The sequence below is a fragment of the Streptomyces venezuelae genome, from assembly GCF_008642375.1.
GTDB lineage: Bacteria > Actinomycetota > Actinomycetes > Streptomycetales > Streptomycetaceae > Streptomyces > Streptomyces venezuelae_G.
The window spans coordinates 356,709-372,084 of record NZ_CP029194.1 but is presented as its reverse complement, the minus strand read 5'-3'; the positions used below and the strand labels follow the sequence as shown (position 1 = coordinate 372,084).

The window sequence follows — 15,376 nt, the reverse complement described above, 5'->3', positions numbered from 1 at the left end:
CGGTCGTGACGCTCACCGCGCGTCCGTGACGCTTCCGGCGCCCCCGCCGAAGACCTGCTGCCAGACGGAGTGGTCGGTGCGGGGGCCGCCGGGCGTCTCCGCGCCGTGGACGGCGATCTCGGCGTCGATGTCGAGGGGGCGGGTGGGCGAGGTCATCGCCGAGAGCTCCCCGGCCACGGCCTGGTCGGGCACCAGCCAGCACACCTCGAACTCGATGCCGTCCGGGTCGCGGGCGTAGAGGGCCTTGGTGGAGGCGTGGTTGCTCGCCCCGGTGAGCGCCCCGGAGTCGGACAGCCGGGTCCGCATACGGCGCAGCTCGGCCAGGGTGTCCACCTCCCAGGCCAGGTGGTACAGGCCGACCCGCCCGGTGCGGGGGCCGGCGCCGGGTTCGGGGGACTGGAACAGGCCGAGGTCGTGGTCGTTCGCGGAGCCCGCCGCCTGGAGGAAGGCCGCCCCGGCGAAGCCCTGCGGCAGCGGGCGGAAACCGAGGACGTCTCGGTAGAAGGCGGTGCTGCGCGCCAGGTCGGAGACGAAGAGGACGGCGTGGTTCAGTCGCTGGATCGGCATGGCGGGTCCGTTCATGGTCGGTGCGGTGAAGAGTCGGTGCGGTGAAGAGCTGGCGCGGTGAAGGGCCTGCGCGGTGAAGAGCGCCGGTGGGGTGAAGAGTCCGGTGCGGAAGAGGTGTGTGCGGGAAACAGCGTCGTGACACGCGTCCGCCGGGGTGTTCGTCACCCCGGCGGACACGTGTGTACGGGGACCGATGGCGGTTCAGTCCGGGACGGGCAGGGCGCGGATCGCGGCCTGGGCCTCGGCCATGACACGGTCCACGAGTTCGGCGCAGGACGGCAGATCCTCGATCAGGCCGGCGACCTGCCCGGAGGCCATCACACCGAGATCGGTACGGCCCTCGACCATGGATGCCTTGAGCAGCATCGGCGTGTTGGCGGCCAGCAGGATCTGGCTCCAGGTCAGGTCCTTCCCGTGCTTCATCGCGAGGCCGTCGCGGACCATCTGCGGCCAGCTCATGCCGGAGTCACGCCGGAAGGCCGCGGCGTGCCGGACGGCCATCAGGAGGGCGGAGGCCCGGCCCGAGCGTTCCAGCGCCTCGACCAGCTCGGTGCGCAGCATCCGGTGCGGGAGCCCGTCCACCTTCGTGGTGACGGTGACGTCGCCCACCGCCGCGGCGAGGTAGCGGGCCTTCACCGCGTCCGGGACCGTGCTGTCCGAGGTGAGCAGGAACCGCGTGCCCATCGCGATCCCGGACGCGCCGAAGGCCAGCGCGGCGACCAGGCCGCGCCCGTCACGGAAGCCGCCGGCCGCGATGACGGGAATGTCCACGGCGTCCACGATCTGCGGGAGGAGGACGGTGGTGGCGACGCTTCCGGTGTGGCCGCCGCCCTCGCCGCCCTGCACGAGCACCGCGTCGGCGCCCCACGCGGCGACCTTCTCGGCGTGCCGCTTGGCCCCGATGGAGGGGATGACGACGACGCCCGCGTCCTTGAGCCGCGCGATGAGCTCGCGCGACGGGGCGAGCGCGAACGAGGCGACCCGTACACCCTCGTCGATGATGATCTTCACGCGCTCGGCCGCGTCCCCCGCGTCCGCGCGCAGGTTCACGCCGAAGGGCGCGTCCGTACGGGACCTGACCTCGCGCACCGCCGAGCGGAGCTGCTCGACGGTCATCGTCGCCGACGCGAGGATGCCGAGCGCGCCCGCGGCGGCGGTGGCCGAGACGAGACGGGGACCCGCCACCCACCCCATGCCGGTCTGCACGAGGGGGTGGCGGACCCCGACCAGCTCGGTCAGGGAGGTGGAGATCGTCACGTCGCTCATGCGGGGACCTCGCGGTCCCGCAGCCCCTTCGGGTCGATCTCCTCGCGGATCAGCCGCAGTTCCTCGGCGGTGGGCTCGCGCGTGTACGGCACGTCGTCGGGGACGGTGAGCGCGAAGCCGGTGGCCGCCGTGACCTGTTCGACGGTGACACCGGGGTGCAGCGACCGCAGCCGCATGCTGCGGTCCGGGGTGTCGAAGTCGAAGACCCCCAGGTCGCTGACGACTTCGGGGACGCGGTGGTAGCGGGTCGCGGAGGGGCCGGCCTCGGCGGCGCGGTCGTACCCGACCCCGGAGACCATGTCGACCCGCTCGACGAAGACCCGCGCCGAGTGCTTGGGGACCCAGTAACTGGTCGCATTGTTCAGGGTGTTGACGGGTGCGCCGCGGACGCCGAGCAGCTGGCGCCTGGGCTGCGCCCAGTCGCCGATGCAGCTGATGTTCTGGTTGCCGTACCGGTCGATCTGGCTCGCGCCCATCATCACGTGCCGCCGCCCGGTGGAGACGAGGGCCAGGTGCTGGCGGTACGGCAGCCAGCCCTCCACCACCCGGGGCGGAGCGCCGACCGCCGGCGTGTCGCCGATGAGCAGCGCCTCGCCGTCGGTCAGGAGCAGGTCGGGGGAGAAGGTGAGCCGCGCGAGCCGGGCCCCGATCATCGGGACGGTGCCCATCGGACTGGCCAGGATCTCGCCCGCGTCCCGCCAGGCCTCGGCGCAGGCCACCACGCAGCACTCGGCCCGTGTCGCCGTCGTCACTTCCGTCGTGCGGCCGCCGCTCATGCTTCCTCCTCGTGGAACGCCGCCACCGCGGCCTGGTACGCGTCCTCGTCGCCGGACAGGAACCGCTCGGTGAAGGCCCGCCAGGCCTCCGGATCGCGCGCGGCGGTGACGTAGGCGCGCTGGAAGGTCTCGTCGCGGTCGTAGTCGGGGGAGCACGACGTGAAGTGCGCGCCGTTCGGGGTCTCCACGACACCGTCGACGAACGCCCGCTTGACGAGCAGCGACTGCGGACCGGAGTCCTTGAGCAGCTCACTCGTCTCCACGATCCGCTCGCACGAGAGGTACGCGGCGTCCGCTGCCTCGCAGAAGAGGTCGTCGAAGTACGGGTCGGGGCCCAGGTACTGGCCGTTGCCGTGGGCGTCGGCGCGGTTGAGGTGGACGAGCGCGGCGTCCAGGCGCAGGGCGGGGACGGCGACGAACTGCTCACGGTCGTCGTACGGCGAAGTGACCGTCCGGAGCTCGGGGTTGACGCTCATCACGTCCGAGCCGAGCCCCGCCCGGACCGGCATGAAGGGCAGCCGCTGCGCGGCGGCGGTCAGCCCCCACATCACCATGGCCTCGTCCAGCTCCACCAGCTCGACGGAGCCGCTCTGCCGGGCCGCGCCGAAGTGCGGCTCCAGGGGCACGGAGTCGAGGGTCACGAAGGCCGCGACGAGCTTGCGGACCTTCCCGGCCGCGGCGAGCAGACCGACGTCCGGGCCGCCGTACGAGACGACGGTCAGATCGGTCACGTCCGACCGCAGCAGCGCCCGGACCAGTGCCATCGGCTTGCGCCGCGAGCCCCAGCCGCCGATGCCGATCGTCATCCCGCTCTCCAGGCGGCCGACGACCTCCTCGGCGGTCATCGTCTTGTCCCTGCTCACGACTGCTCCTCCTCCTGGTCGGTCCTGCTCTGCCTGTCCGTCGCGTCCGGCCTGCCCGCCGTCCCGGTGCCGAAGGTGTCGCGGACACGGTCGGCGACACCGCTGAGATTGGCCTCGAAGGTGAAGCCCTGCTCGAAGCGGTAGCTGCGGTGGACGTCCACCGGGTCGATGCCGTTGATCGCCGCCTTGGCGAGCCGGATCAACTGCCCGTCCTTCGCCGCGATCTCCCGGGCCAGTTCGAGGGCCGCCTCCCGCAGCGCTTCGCGCGGGACGACCCGCCACACCGAGCCGTGCCCGTGCAGCTCCTGCGCCGTGACGGTGCGCGAGGTGTAGTACAGGGCACGCATCAGGTGCTGGGGGACCAGCCGGGAGAGGTGGGTGGCCGCGCCCAGCGCGCCCCGGTCCAGCTCGGGCAGGCCGAAGGTCGCGTCGTCGGAGGCGACGACGACGTCGGCGTTGCCGACGAGGCCGATCCCGCCGCCCAGACAGAAGCCGTGGACGGCGGCGACCACCGGCACCTCGCAGTCGTAGACCGCGGCGAAGGCCTCGTAACAGCCGCGGTTGGCGCCGAGCAGGGCGTCGTGCCCGGCCGTGCGCTGGATTTCCTTGATGTCGACGCCCGCGTTGAAGCCGCGGCCCCCGGCGGCCAGCACCACGCAGCGGACCTTGGGGTCGGCGCCGGCGGCGCGCACCGCGCCGGCCAGGTCGTACCAGCCCTGTGCGGGAAGGGCGTTGACCGGGGGGAAGTCCACGGTGACGACGGCGATGCCCTCTTCCGGGGCGGAGGTGGAGACACCCATGAGCAGATCAGCTACCTTTCCACCTAACGTTTGTTAGGTGGAAGATAGCAGCGGTTCGCGCGCTGCGGGAGGTGCCCATTGGCAGCGATCATCGATCTGTCGGGATCCGTCGCCGTCGTCACCGGCGGTACACGGGGCGTCGGAGCGGGAATCACCCGCGCCCTGCTGGCGGCCGGCGCGGAGGTCGTGACCTGCGCGCGACGGCCCCCCGACGAGCCCGTCGGGGCGGCGGGGCGCACGGCCCGCTTCCTCCCCGTCGACCTCCGCGACCCGGAGGCGGTCGCCGGATTCTTCGACCGCGTGCGCGAGGACCACGGACGGCTCGACACCCTCGTCAACAACGCCGGGGGAACCCCCTTCCGGATGCTCGACGAGGGCGGGGCCGAGCGCCAGGCCCGGGTCGTCGAACTGAACCTCGTCGCCCCGCTGACCGCCTCCCTCGCCGCGTACGAGGTGATGCGCGGGCAGAGCGGGGGAGGGGCGATCATCATGATCGGCTCCGTGAGCGGCACCCGCCCGTCACCGGGCAGCGCGGCCTACGGGGCCGCCAAGGCGGGCCTGGACAACCTCGCCCGCTCCATGGCGGTCGAATGGGCGCCGCGGGTGCGGGTCAACACGGTCGTCCTCGGCATGGTGCGCACCGAACTGTCCCACCTGCACTACGGGGACGAGGACGGCGTCGCCGCCGTCGGCCGGACCGTACCCCTCGGCAGGCTCGCCGAGCCCGCCGACATCGGTGACGCCTGCGTCTTCCTCGCCTCCGACCGCGCCGCGTACATCAGCGGTGCCAGCCTGCACGTCCACGGGGGCGGGGAACGCCCCGGCTTCCTCGACGCCGCCACCGTCAACCACTGACGGCCCACCCATGCTTGAGTGAAAGGACCACACCATGACAGGACTGTGCAGCGGACGCGTCGTCATCGTGACCGGGGCGGGCCGCGGTCTCGGCCGCGCGCACGCGCTCGCCTTCGCCGCCGAGGGCGCCAAGGTCGTCGTCAACGACCTCGGGGTCGACGCGGACGGCACGGGCGGCGGCGCCGGACCCGCCCAGCGGGTCGTCGACGAGATCACGGCGGCGGGCGGACAGGCCGTCGCCCACGGCGGCGACATCGCCACGGCCGACGGGGCGGCCTCACTCGTCACCACCGCCCTGGAGGCCTTCGGCCGCTTCGACACCCTCGTCAACAACGCCGGGTTCCTGCGCGACCGCATGCTCGTCAACCTCGACGAGGACGAGTGGGACGCCGTCATGCGCGTCCACCTCAAGGGGCACTTCCTGCCGCTCAAGTACGCCACCGCGCACTGGCGCGCCGAGGCCAAGGCCGGCCGGACGCCCGAGGCACGGGTCGTCAACACCAGCTCGGGGGCGGGTCTCCTCGGCAGCGTCGGCCAGGGCAACTACGCCGCGGCCAAGGCCGGGATCATCGGCCTCACCCTCGTCGCCGCCGCCGAGACCGGGCGCTACGGCGTCCAGGTCAACGCGATCGCCCCCGCCGCCCGCACCCGGATGACCGAGCAGACGTTCGCCGACACGATGGCCGCCCCCGAGGGCGACGCCTTCGACGCGATGGCCCCGGAGAACGTCTCCCCCCTCGTCGTCTGGCTGGGCTCCGCCGCCTCGGCCGGGGTGACGGGACGGGTCTTCGAGGCCGAGGCCGGCCGGATCACCGTCATGGAGGGCTGGCGACCGGGCCCCACGGCCGACAAGGGCGCCCGCTGGACCCCGGCGGAGGCGGGCGACACGGCACTGAAGCTCCTCGCGGAATCGGAGCCCCCGCAGCCCGTGTACGGGGCGCGCTGACCGTCCCCCCACCACACCTTCGGGGCGGGGCCACGGCGTACGCCGGGAGCCCGCCCCGAGGCACATCGTCACCCCCGGGCACGCCCCTCCTCCTGAGGCGTCGCACCCCCTCCGGGGGCCTTTCCCGCTCACCGGGAAACGGCGCTCCCCGCGGTCGTGGCCACCGGCCTAGCCTCGCCGGACAGCCCCAACCGCCCCCCAGGAGGGACCCGCCATGCTCACGGACCGCCAGAGGCACGAGGCGGCCGAGCTGCTGCGCTCCGCCGAACACGGCGTCACGCCGATCGACCCGCTGACCTCGGCCTTCCCCGGCATCGACACCGAGGACGCGTACGAGATCCAGCTCCTCAACATCCGGCACCGCCTCGCTGCGGGGGCCGAGGTACGCGGCCACAAGGTCGGCCTGTCGTCCCCCGTCATGCAGCAGATGATGGGCGTCGACGAACCCGACTACGGTCATCTGCTGCACGACATGGAACTGCGGTCCGACACCCCGGTCCCCGTCTCCCGCTACTGCGCGCCGCGCGTCGAGACCGAGGTCGGTTTCGTCCTCGGCGACGACCTCCCGGGCGAGACCTGCACCGCGGCCGACGTACTGGCCGCCACCGAACGCGTCGTGCCCGCACTGGAGCTGATCGACAGCAGGATCCGCGACTGGCGGATCACGATCGCCGACACCATCGCGGACAACGCCTCCTCCGCCGGATACGTCATCGGCGAGGGCCGCGACCCCCGCGAGATCGACCTGAAGGCGATCGAGGCGCGGCTGCGCAGCGGCGGCGAACTCCTCGCCGAGGGGCGCGGCGACGCCGTGCTCGGCGACCCGGCGCTCTCCGTCGCCTGGCTCGCCCGCACGGTGGCCCGCTTCGGGGTCTCCCTGAAGAAGGGGCACGTGGTGCTGCCCGGCTCGTGCACCCGGGCCGTCGACGTGGCGCCCGGAGCCACCTTCACCGCCGAGTTCACCGGGCTGGGCCCGGTCTCCCTGTCCTTCATCTGAGGTGATCATGACCACCACCACGACGACCACATCGAACGCCACGACCCCGGCGCCCCCCGCCCGCAAGGCGACCGCCGCGATCGTCGGATCCGGCAACATCGGCACCGACCTGCTCTACAAGCTCCTCCGCTCCGAGCACGTCGAACCCCGCTGGATGGTCGGCGTCGACCCCGACAGCGAGGGCCTCGCCCGCGCCCGCCGCATCGGCCTGGAGGCCAGCCACGAGGGCGTCGACTGGCTGCTGGCCCAGGACGAGAAGCCCGACGTCGTCTTCGAGGCCACCAGCGCCTACGTCCACCGGGCCAACGCCCCGCGCTACGCCGAGCTCGGCATCAAGGCGGTCGACCTGACGCCGGCGGCCGTCGGCCCCGCGGTCGTCCCGCCCGCCAACCTCCGTGAGCACCTCGACAAGCCCAACGTGAACATGATCACCTGCGGCGGTCAGGCCACCATCCCCATGGTGTACGCGGTCTCCCGCGTGGTCCCCGTCGCTTACGCGGAGATCGTGGCCTCGGTGGCCTCCGTCTCCGCCGGACCCGGAACCCGCGCGAACATCGACGAGTTCACCCGTACCACCTCACGCGGGATCGAGACGATCGGCGGCGCCGCCCGCGGCAAGGCGATCATCATCCTCAACCCCGCCGAACCCCCCGTCATCATGCGCGACACCGTCTTCTGCGCGATCCCCGAGGACGCCGACCGGGCCGCCGTCGCCGCCTCCGTCAAGGAGATCGCCGAGCAGGTCGCCGCATACGTCCCCGGCTACCGGCTCCGCACCGAACCGCAGTTCGACGACCCGAGCCCCGAGAACGGCGGGATGGCACGCGTCGCGATCTTCCTGGAGGTCGAGGGCGCGGGCGACTACCTGCCGCCCTACGCCGGAAACCTCGACATCATGACCGCCGCCGCCACCAGGGTCGGCGAGGAGTTCGCCAAGGCGCTCCTCGCGCCGCGCGCGTAAGGAGCCCCCCATGCCCTACTCGGACACCCTCGACATCAGGATCACCGACTCCTCGCTCCGCGACGGCTCGCACGCCAAGCGGCACCAGTTCACGGGCGAGGACGTCCGCTCCGTCGTCGCGGCCCTCGACGAGGCCGGCGTCCCGGTCATCGAGGTGACGCACGGCGACGGACTTGGTGGATCCTCCTTCAACTACGGCTTCTCCAGGACTCCCGAACAGGAACTCATCACCATCGCGGTGAACACCGCGCGGCAGGCCAGGATCGCCTTCCTCATGCTCCCCGGACTCGGCGTCAAGGACGACATCCGGGCCGCCCACGACAACGGCGCGCAAATCTGCCGCATCGCCACCCACTGCACCGAGGCCGACATCTCGGTGCAGCACTTCGGACTCGCCCGCGAACGGGGCCTGGAGACCGTCGGCTTCCTGATGATGGCCCACTCGACGACGCCCGAGAACCTCGCGCGGCAGGCCCGGACCATGGCCGACGCGGGCTGCCAGTGCGTGTACGTCGTCGACTCGGCCGGCGCCATGGTCATGGACGACGTCACCGCACGCGTCCGGGCCCTCGTCGCCGAGCTCGGCGACGATGCCCAGGTCGGCTTCCACGGACACGAGAACCTGGCCCTCGGCACCGGGAACTCCATCGCCGCCGTCCGGGCGGGCGCGCTGCAGATCGACGGTTCCACCCGGCGGCTCGGCGCGGGCGCCGGCAACACCGCGGTCGAGGCGCTCGTCGCGGTCTGCGCCAGGATGGGCATCCGGACCGGCATCGACGTCCTCAAGATCATCGACGCGGCGGAGGACGTGGTCCGCCCGGTCATGGACGACGAGTGCCGACTCGACCGGCTCGCCCTGCTCATGGGCCACGCCGGCGTCTACTCCAGCTTCCTCAAGCACGCCTACCGGCAGGCCGAGCGCTACGGCGTTTCCGGCGCCGAGATCCTCCTGCGCGCGGGCGAGCGCCGCCTCGTGGGCGGCCAGGAGGACCAGCTCATCGACATCGCCGTCGAACTCGCCGCGGAGCGATAGCCGCGAGAGCACCACCGCAACACCCCACCGCACACCCCACTTCGCACCCCACCGCACACCGCGATCACCCCACAGATGGAGGGACGAGATGACTGCTCCCCACGACGAGGTCCGGGTCATCGAGGCGGGCCGGCCGCCGACGCGCTTCGCCCGGGGCTGGCACTGCCTCGGCCTCGCCGAGGACTTCAAGGACGGCAGCCCGCACGAGATCGAGGCCTTCGGCACCAGGCTCGTCGTCTTCGAGGGCGAGGACGACGGCCGGCTGCACATCCTCAACGCCTACTGCCCCCACATGGGCGGCAACCTCGCCCACGGCACCGTCAAGGGCGACGCCGTCGCCTGCCCCTTCCACGACTGGCGCTGGTCGGGCGACGGCCGCTGCGCCGGCATCCCGTACGCCCGCCGGGTCCCGCCGCGTGCCAGGACCCGCTCCTGGCTCGCGCTGGAGCGGAACAAGCAGCTCTTCGTCTGGCACGACCCGGAGGGCAACCCCCCGCCGCCCGAGGTCACCGTCCCCGAGATCGCCGGCATCCACGGCCCCGAGGCCGACCAGTGGAGCGACTGGACCTGGAAGACCCTGCGGGTCGAGGGCTCCAACTGCCGCGAGATCGTCGACAACGTCGTGGACATGGCGCACTTCTACTACGTCCACTACGCCTTCCCCGAGTACTTCAAGAACGTCTTCGAGGGACACGTCGCCACCCAGTACATGGAGAGCAGCCCCCGCGGCGACATGGAGCTGGGCACGCTCAGCTCCGGCCGCCTGCGCTCCGACGCCTCCTACTACGGCCCCTCCTACATGATCGACCACCTCTACGGCGACGTCGGCGGCGGCGCGGAGATGGAGATCGTCCTGATCAACTGCCACTACCCCATCGACGCCGACAGCTTCCTGCTCCAGTACGGGGCGATCGTCCGGCGGCTCCCCGGCATGACCGACGAACAGGCCGGCGAGGCCGCACGGCTCACCGCCGAGGGAGCGACCGTCGGCTTCGAGCAGGACGTGGAGATCTGGAAGAACAAGACCCGGATCGACAACCCCCTGCTCACCGAGGAGGACGGGCCCGTCTACCAACTGCGCCGCTGGTACGAGCAGTTCTACGTGGACGTGGCCGACGTCAAGGACGAGATGACCCGCCGCTTCGAGTTCGAGATCGACACCCAGCGCGCCAACAAGGCCTGGCACGCGGAGGTCGAGGAGAACCTCGCCCGCCGCGCGGCGGCGCCGGAGACCGGAGCCTGACATGCGACCGGTGGAGTGCGCGACCTGCGGCAACCAGGTCCTGTGCGAGAAGTTCAGCAGGGCCCACACCTCCGTGCAGTGGACCGCCGACGCGGCCGTCGTCTGCGCCGAGTTCCGGGACCGGGTGGGCGAGGGCGCGACGACCGCCCGGATACGGACCTGCCGGGCCCTGCGGTCGAGCATCGAGCGCGCGGTGGACGACGGCACCCTGGAGGTCGCCGATGCCTGAGCAGCCGACCGGCACGCGCACCCACCGGCTGCGCGTCGTCCGGGTGATCGCCGAGACCGCCGACGCCCACTCCCTGGTGCTCCAGGCGCCACCGGAGAGCGCGGACCGCTTCACGTACCGCCCCGGGCAGTTCCTCACCCTGAAACTGCCCGGCGCGGACGGGAGACCGGCCGCCCGCTGCTACTCCCTCGCCGGCTCGCCCCACACCGGCGAACCCCTGAAGGTGACTGTCAAACGGGTGGCCGGCGGGCACGGCTCCAACTGGGTGTGCGACCACCTGGGGACGGGCGACGAGCTGGAGGTGCTGCCCCCGGCCGGCACCTTCACGCCCGACTCCCTCGACCACGACCTGCTCCTCGCCGCCGGCGGGAGCGGCATCACCCCGGTCCTCTCGATCGCCAAGTCGGTGCTCGCCGGGGGACAGGGCCGGGTCGTGCTCCTGTACGCCAACCGCGACGAGTCCTCGGTCATCTTCCGCGACGAACTGCGCGAGCTGGCCGCGAACCACCCGGCCCGGCTCCTCGTCGTCCACTGGCTGGAATCGCTCCAGGGCCTGCCCCGCGCGGACCGGCTCGCCGCCGTGCTCGCGCCGTACGCCGGCCGCGAGGCCTTCGTCTGCGGCCCGGAACCCCTCATGGACGCCGTCGAACAGGCGCTGCGCGCGGTCGGCGCGCCGGGCCACCGCATCCACCGGGAGCGGTTCTTCTCCCTGGGCGCGGACGTCTTCGACACTCCCGCCCTCACTGAGGGCGGCGCTGCGGCCGAGGGCGGCGGCACGGCCGAGGTCGAGCTTGACGGCGAGACCCACACGGTCCGCTGGCCGTCGGCGACACCCCTGCTCGACGTGCTCCTGGCGGCGGGCGTGGACGCCCCGTACTCCTGCCGGGAGGGCGCCTGCAGCGCCTGCACCTGCCGCGTCACGGCAGGCGAGGTCAGGTTGCTGCGCAACGACGTCCTGGACGACCGGGACCTCGCCGAGGGATACGTCCTGGCCTGCCAGGCCCTGCCCCTCACCGACCGGGTCGAGATCACCTACTCCTGACGAGGAAGTCACCATGCCCCGAACCTGCCTGGTCACCGGAGCGGCCTCCGGCATCGGCAAGGCCACCGCCGCCCTCCTGCGGGCACAGGGCCACACCGTCATCAGCGCCGACCTCGAGGAAGGCGACATCACGGCGGACCTGTCCACCCCCGCAGGCCGGGCCGCACTCGTCACCCGCGCCCACGAGCTCACCGGCGGCAGCCTGGACGCCGTCGTCTCCTGCGCGGGCGTCGCCCACTTCGACCCGCTCACGATCCGGCTCAACCACTTCGGCGCCGTCGCCACGCTGGACGGGCTGCGCCCTCTCCTCGCGGCAGGCGCCGACCCACGGGCCCTGGCCATCGGCTCCATCGACTCCGTGCACCCGACCGACCGGGCGATCGTCGAGGCCGCGCTCGCCGGGGACGAGCCGGCGGCTGTCGCCGCCTCCCAGGAGGCCGTGGACCGCGGCGAGGGGCACCTCGTCTACTCCTCTTCGAAGGCGGCGATCTCCCGCTGGGTCCGCCGCTCCGCTGTCACCGACGACTGGGCAGGAGCCGGAGTCCCGCTCAACGCCGTGGCACCCGGCGTGGTCGTCACACCGCTCACCCGACCCCTGCTCGACGAACCGGAGATGCGCGGACTGGTCGAGCGGAGCGTGCCGATGCCCCTGCACGGCCACGCGCGCCCCGAGCAGCTCGCCCCGCTGATCGCCTGGCTCGTCTCGCCCGAGAACACCCTTGTCACCGGCCAGGTCGTCTTCGCCGACGGCGGCGCGGACGCCGTCCTGCGCGGCGACGGCATCTGGTGACGACCCGAACCGAGAGACCGGAGGATCCGCCCATGCGCCCCCGAACCATCGAGCGCTCCGCCGTGCTCGCCGCCGGCCCGGACGACGTGTGGGCGGTCATCGGCGACTTCGGCGGCCTCGCCACCTGGCATCCGCACGTGCCGCCCGCCACCCTGGAACACGAAGCCGACCCGGAGACGCCGGGGACCGTACGGGTCTTCGCACTCGACGGCCGGGTCGTCGCCCGTGAGCGGCTCCTCGCCCGCGAGCCGGGCACCCGCTCGTACCGCTACGCCCTCCTCGACCCGGTGGCGCTGCCCGTCGTCGGCTACGAGGCGACCCTCGCCGTACGTCCCCACGCCGACGGCGCCGAGGTCCGGTGGTCGGCCGCCTACCGGGCGCCGGACGAGCTGGTGCCGCAGGTGGAGGCGGTCTTCGGGGACGGCACGTACGCCGCCGGACTCGACGCCCTGCGAGCCCGCTTCCCGGGAAGTCCGGTACGTACGACCCGGTGAACCCGCTGCGTCCCCGGCGGACACCCCTCGGTGCCGGCCGGGGACGCAGTCGTCCCGCCCTTCACAGCCCCTGCATCCCTACATCCACTCGCTGAAGCGCAGCCAGGTCATCATGTTGTCCATCGACGGCTGCGCGTACGTGGGCTCGGCCACCGCCCCGGACGGCCGCGCCTGCTTCTCGGAGAGCCGGCCGGGACCGAACATCGCCTGCCAGACGGACCGCGCGCAGCCGCGCACGGCGGGCGCGATCCGCTCCAGCTCGCGGTGGACGCCGTTGCCGGACACCGAGATCGCGGCGACGGCCCGGCCCGCGCCACGCAGCGGCGCCGCCACGCAGAAGACCCCCCGGAACCCCTCCTCGTGGTCGAACGCCACGCCGCGCTCCCGCGCCATCGCCAGCTCGCCCCGGAAGGACTCGGGCCGGGTGATCGTACGAGGCGTCCGCGGCCGCAGGCCGTGCCGGATCACCTGCTCCGTCACCGAGGGGTCGCTGAAGGCCAGGATCGCCTTGCCCGAGGCCGTGCAGTACGCCGGCTGACGCCCTCCCGTCCGCGAGGGCACGCCGGAGTCGTCCGAGCCGCCGATCCGCTCCAGGTAGACCACCTCGGTGCCGTCGAGCACGGTGAGGTGGACCAGGTGGCCCGTGGCCTCGTGCAGCGCGTGCAGATGGGGCAGCGCGGCCCGGCGCAGCCGATTGTGGTGCGAGGCCATGGCACCGAGCTCCAGCATGCCCATGCCGAGCCGGTAGTCCCGGCCCTCGCGCTCCAGCCAGCGCAGCTGCACCAGTTGGTCGAGGATGCGGTGCGCGGAGGACCGGCTGATGCCGGAACGCTGCACGACCTCGGTCAGGGTGAGTCGGGGCCCCGCGCTCTGGAAGGCGCTCAGCACCTTCGCCGCCTTCTCCAGCAGGGACAGGGGCGGACATCCGGCCTCGACAGCTGGCGTCGTCATCGGCACCTCCCACACGGACGGCAGGCAAGCCCGACCACGTCCGTAATCTCCGGTATTGCGTGGAGATTGCCAGAGGATTCCGGTGACTGTGAAGAGGGTGTTTCGTTTCGGAACAGTAACGCGTAGTTTCCCTGGCGTCAGCACACCTCAGCGCACCGAAGCACACCGAAGCACGACGGGCCCGGACGCCGGGATCAGGATCCGAGAGGGACGCGCATGCGCGAAGACGACGTTCTCGCGGCGGTCCGCGCCCTCACCCCGGCCCTGCGCGAGCGCGCGGCCGAGGCCGAGGCGTTGCGCCGCGTGCCCGGGGCCAGCGTCGAAGAGCTCGAAGAGGCCGGCTTCTTCCGGCTCCTGCGGCCCACGGCGTACGGCGGACTCGCCGCCGGCCCGGACGTCTTCTACGCGGCGCTCCGGGAGATCGGCAGGGCCTGCGGCTCGACGGGCTGGGCCGCGGCCGTCCTGGGCGTCCACCCCTGGCACCTGGCCCTCTTCGACCCCCGCGCCCAGGAGGACGTGTGGGGCACGGACCACACCGCCCGCATCTGCTCCTCCCACGCCCCCACCGGGGCGGTCACCACGGTCGACGGCGGCTTCCGGCTGTCCGGGCGCTGGCACCTCTCGGCGGGCTGCGACCACGCCCGTTGGGCCCTCCTCGGCGGGCTCGTCACCGACGGCGAGGGACGCCCCGTCGACATGCGCACCTTCCTGGTCCCCCGCTCCGACTACCGCGTCGACGACGTCTGGGAAGCGGTCGGCCTGCGCGGCAGCGGCAGCAACGACCTCGTCGTCGAGGACGCCTTCGTCCCCGACCACCGGACCCTCGGCTTCGGCCCGGTGACCGCACTGCGCTGCCCCGGACACGAGGCCAACCCCGAGCCTCTGTACCGGCTGCCGTACGCCGCCGTCTTCACCACCGCGATCTCGACCGCGATGGTCGGCATCGCCGAGGGCGCCTACGAGGAGTACGTCACGGCCGCCCGCGAGCGCCTCGGCTCCTCCTACGGGCGGCGGATCGCCGAGGACCCCTTCGCGCAGGTACGGGTGGCCCGCGCGGCCGGCGACATCGACGCGAGCCTGCTCCAGTTGAGCCGCAACACGGCCGAGTTGTACGCGGTCGCCCGCGCCGGAAAGGAGCTGTCGACGTCCCTGCGCGCACGGGCCCGCCGCGACCAGGTGCTCGCCACGGAACGCGCGATCGCGGCCGTCGACCTGCTCATGGAGAACGCCGGCGGCAGCCCCATGCGCGGCGGCTCCGACGTCCTCCAGCGCGCCTGGCGGGACCTGCACACCGGCCGGGGCCAGGCGGCCAACGACGTGGAGCGGGCCCTGCTCCTCTTCGGCCAGGACGCCCTGGGCATCACGGTCCACGACCCGATGCTCTGACGGCCCCGGGTCCCCGAGGCCCCTCAGGCCTCCCCGGTCACTCCTCCACCCGTATACGAACTCCCCGCCGCGTCGCGGCCCGGTGCTCCTTCCCGCTCAGTGGGAGCAGCGCATTTCGCCGCGCGACACCGCGTCGTACGGTCCTGGCACTTCCCCCACCACGACCCGAAAGGGGAT

General features: G+C 72.8%; 17 protein-coding genes. 11 read left to right on the top strand and 6 right to left on the bottom strand.

Translation table 11 applies throughout. The annotated features are described in order from the left end of the window. Positions 1 to 12: 12 nt before the first annotated feature. The 5 genes from DEJ46_RS01750 to DEJ46_RS01730 form a co-directional block, all read right to left on the bottom strand. Positions 13 to 582 carry a VOC family protein gene (locus tag DEJ46_RS01750; protein WP_223834451.1) on the bottom strand — a complete coding sequence of 190 codons (570 nt, stop codon included), beginning with the start codon at positions 580 to 582 and terminating at the stop codon, positions 13 to 15. A 186-nt stretch (positions 583 to 768) separates the two neighbouring features. Beyond that, the gene (locus tag DEJ46_RS01745) at positions 769 to 1,833 is read right to left on the bottom strand and encodes an NAD(P)H-dependent flavin oxidoreductase (RefSeq protein ID WP_150263794.1); all 1,065 of its coding nucleotides are present in this window, start codon (positions 1,831 to 1,833) and stop codon (positions 769 to 771) included. Then, a complete protein-coding gene (locus DEJ46_RS01740) occupies positions 1,830 to 2,609 on the bottom strand; it encodes a CoA-transferase subunit beta (RefSeq protein ID WP_150263792.1) in 780 nt (259 codons plus the stop codon). Before DEJ46_RS01740 ends, DEJ46_RS01745 begins: the two co-directional genes overlap by 4 nt. Then, on the bottom strand, positions 2,606 to 3,454 hold the full coding sequence (locus DEJ46_RS01735; RefSeq protein WP_150274004.1) for a CoA transferase subunit A: 849 nt from the start codon (positions 3,452 to 3,454) through the stop codon (positions 2,606 to 2,608). The genes DEJ46_RS01740 and DEJ46_RS01735 overlap by 4 nt, the downstream gene beginning before the upstream one ends. A gap of 14 nt (positions 3,455 to 3,468) precedes the next feature. Then, positions 3,469 to 4,272, bottom strand: a complete 804-nt coding sequence (locus DEJ46_RS01730; RefSeq protein WP_150263790.1) for an enoyl-CoA hydratase family protein — start codon at positions 4,270 to 4,272, stop codon at positions 3,469 to 3,471. Between the two features lie 78 nt (positions 4,273 to 4,350). Here DEJ46_RS01730 and DEJ46_RS01725 point away from each other — a divergent pair, with 78 nt between their 5' ends. The 10 genes from DEJ46_RS01725 to DEJ46_RS01680 all read left to right on the top strand — a co-directional run bounded on the left by DEJ46_RS01725 (position 4,351) and on the right by DEJ46_RS01680 (position 12,862). Next, a complete protein-coding gene (locus DEJ46_RS01725) occupies positions 4,351 to 5,127 on the top strand; it encodes an SDR family oxidoreductase (RefSeq protein ID WP_150263788.1) in 777 nt (258 codons plus the stop codon). Between the two features lie 34 nt (positions 5,128 to 5,161). Next, positions 5,162 to 6,073, top strand: a complete 912-nt coding sequence (locus DEJ46_RS01720) for an SDR family oxidoreductase (protein ID WP_150263786.1) — start codon at positions 5,162 to 5,164, stop codon at positions 6,071 to 6,073. Between the two features lie 214 nt (positions 6,074 to 6,287). Beyond that, positions 6,288 to 7,070 (top strand): 2-keto-4-pentenoate hydratase, encoded by a 783-nt coding sequence (locus DEJ46_RS01715; RefSeq protein ID WP_150263784.1) that lies wholly within the window; start codon positions 6,288 to 6,290, stop codon positions 7,068 to 7,070. Between the two features lie 7 nt (positions 7,071 to 7,077). Further along, positions 7,078 to 8,031 (top strand): acetaldehyde dehydrogenase (acetylating), encoded by a 954-nt coding sequence (locus tag DEJ46_RS01710; protein WP_150263782.1) that lies wholly within the window; start codon positions 7,078 to 7,080, stop codon positions 8,029 to 8,031. A 10-nt stretch (positions 8,032 to 8,041) separates the two neighbouring features. Next, positions 8,042 to 9,064 (top strand): 4-hydroxy-2-oxovalerate aldolase, encoded by a 1,023-nt coding sequence (gene dmpG, locus DEJ46_RS01705; protein ID WP_150263780.1) that lies wholly within the window; start codon positions 8,042 to 8,044, stop codon positions 9,062 to 9,064. 88 nt (positions 9,065 to 9,152) lie between these two features. Beyond that, entirely contained in the window at positions 9,153 to 10,307 is a 1,155-nt protein-coding gene (locus tag DEJ46_RS01700) for a Rieske 2Fe-2S domain-containing protein (RefSeq protein WP_150263778.1), read from the top strand. A gap of 1 nt (position 10,308) precedes the next feature. Then, positions 10,309 to 10,536 (top strand): hypothetical protein, encoded by a 228-nt coding sequence (locus tag DEJ46_RS01695; protein WP_150263776.1) that lies wholly within the window; start codon positions 10,309 to 10,311, stop codon positions 10,534 to 10,536. Beyond that, positions 10,529 to 11,578 carry a ferredoxin--NADP reductase gene (locus DEJ46_RS01690; RefSeq protein WP_150263774.1) on the top strand — a complete coding sequence of 350 codons (1,050 nt, stop codon included), beginning with the start codon at positions 10,529 to 10,531 and terminating at the stop codon, positions 11,576 to 11,578. The genes DEJ46_RS01695 and DEJ46_RS01690 overlap by 8 nt, the downstream gene beginning before the upstream one ends. Positions 11,579 to 11,591: 13 nt before the next feature. Further along, complete coding sequence (locus DEJ46_RS01685; protein ID WP_150263772.1) at positions 11,592 to 12,368, top strand: SDR family oxidoreductase; 777 nt, start codon at positions 11,592 to 11,594, stop codon at positions 12,366 to 12,368. A gap of 32 nt (positions 12,369 to 12,400) precedes the next feature. Next, complete coding sequence (locus DEJ46_RS01680) at positions 12,401 to 12,862, top strand: SRPBCC family protein (protein ID WP_150263770.1); 462 nt, start codon at positions 12,401 to 12,403, stop codon at positions 12,860 to 12,862. A 78-nt stretch (positions 12,863 to 12,940) separates the two neighbouring features. Here DEJ46_RS01680 and DEJ46_RS01675 read toward each other — a convergent pair whose 3' ends face one another. Then, on the bottom strand, positions 12,941 to 13,813 hold the full coding sequence (locus DEJ46_RS01675) for an IclR family transcriptional regulator (protein WP_223834450.1): 873 nt from the start codon (positions 13,811 to 13,813) through the stop codon (positions 12,941 to 12,943). Between the two features lie 216 nt (positions 13,814 to 14,029). On the opposite strand from DEJ46_RS01675, the gene hsaA reads away from it, so the two are divergent. Continuing rightward, positions 14,030 to 15,199 carry a 3-hydroxy-9,10-secoandrosta-1,3,5(10)-triene-9,17-dione monooxygenase oxygenase subunit gene (hsaA, locus tag DEJ46_RS01670; RefSeq protein WP_150263768.1) on the top strand — a complete coding sequence of 390 codons (1,170 nt, stop codon included), beginning with the start codon at positions 14,030 to 14,032 and terminating at the stop codon, positions 15,197 to 15,199. Positions 15,200 to 15,376 lie beyond the last annotated feature (177 nt).

Coding starts and splice junctions, on each gene's coding strand:
- DEJ46_RS01730 (WP_150263790.1), bottom strand. CDS start 4,272: ATGGGTGTCTCCACCTCCGCCCCGGAAGAGGGCATCGCCGTCGTCACC.
- DEJ46_RS01750 (WP_223834451.1), bottom strand. CDS start 582: ATGAACGGACCCGCCATGCCGATCCAGCGACTGAACCACGCCGTCCTC.
- DEJ46_RS01720 (WP_150263786.1), top strand. CDS start 5,162: ATGACAGGACTGTGCAGCGGACGCGTCGTCATCGTGACCGGGGCGGGC.
- DEJ46_RS01690 (WP_150263774.1), top strand. CDS start 10,529: ATGCCTGAGCAGCCGACCGGCACGCGCACCCACCGGCTGCGCGTCGTC.
- DEJ46_RS01695 (WP_150263776.1), top strand. CDS start 10,309: ATGCGACCGGTGGAGTGCGCGACCTGCGGCAACCAGGTCCTGTGCGAG.
- hsaA (WP_150263768.1), top strand. CDS start 14,030: ATGCGCGAAGACGACGTTCTCGCGGCGGTCCGCGCCCTCACCCCGGCC.
- DEJ46_RS01710 (WP_150263782.1), top strand. CDS start 7,078: ATGACCACCACCACGACGACCACATCGAACGCCACGACCCCGGCGCCC.
- DEJ46_RS01675 (WP_223834450.1), bottom strand. CDS start 13,813: ATGACGACGCCAGCTGTCGAGGCCGGATGTCCGCCCCTGTCCCTGCTG.
- DEJ46_RS01735 (WP_150274004.1), bottom strand. CDS start 3,454: ATGACCGCCGAGGAGGTCGTCGGCCGCCTGGAGAGCGGGATGACGATC.
- dmpG (WP_150263780.1), top strand. CDS start 8,042: ATGCCCTACTCGGACACCCTCGACATCAGGATCACCGACTCCTCGCTC.
- DEJ46_RS01680 (WP_150263770.1), top strand. CDS start 12,401: ATGCGCCCCCGAACCATCGAGCGCTCCGCCGTGCTCGCCGCCGGCCCG.
- DEJ46_RS01700 (WP_150263778.1), top strand. CDS start 9,153: ATGACTGCTCCCCACGACGAGGTCCGGGTCATCGAGGCGGGCCGGCCG.
- DEJ46_RS01685 (WP_150263772.1), top strand. CDS start 11,592: ATGCCCCGAACCTGCCTGGTCACCGGAGCGGCCTCCGGCATCGGCAAG.
- DEJ46_RS01740 (WP_150263792.1), bottom strand. CDS start 2,609: ATGAGCGGCGGCCGCACGACGGAAGTGACGACGGCGACACGGGCCGAG.
- DEJ46_RS01745 (WP_150263794.1), bottom strand. CDS start 1,833: ATGAGCGACGTGACGATCTCCACCTCCCTGACCGAGCTGGTCGGGGTC.
- DEJ46_RS01715 (WP_150263784.1), top strand. CDS start 6,288: ATGCTCACGGACCGCCAGAGGCACGAGGCGGCCGAGCTGCTGCGCTCC.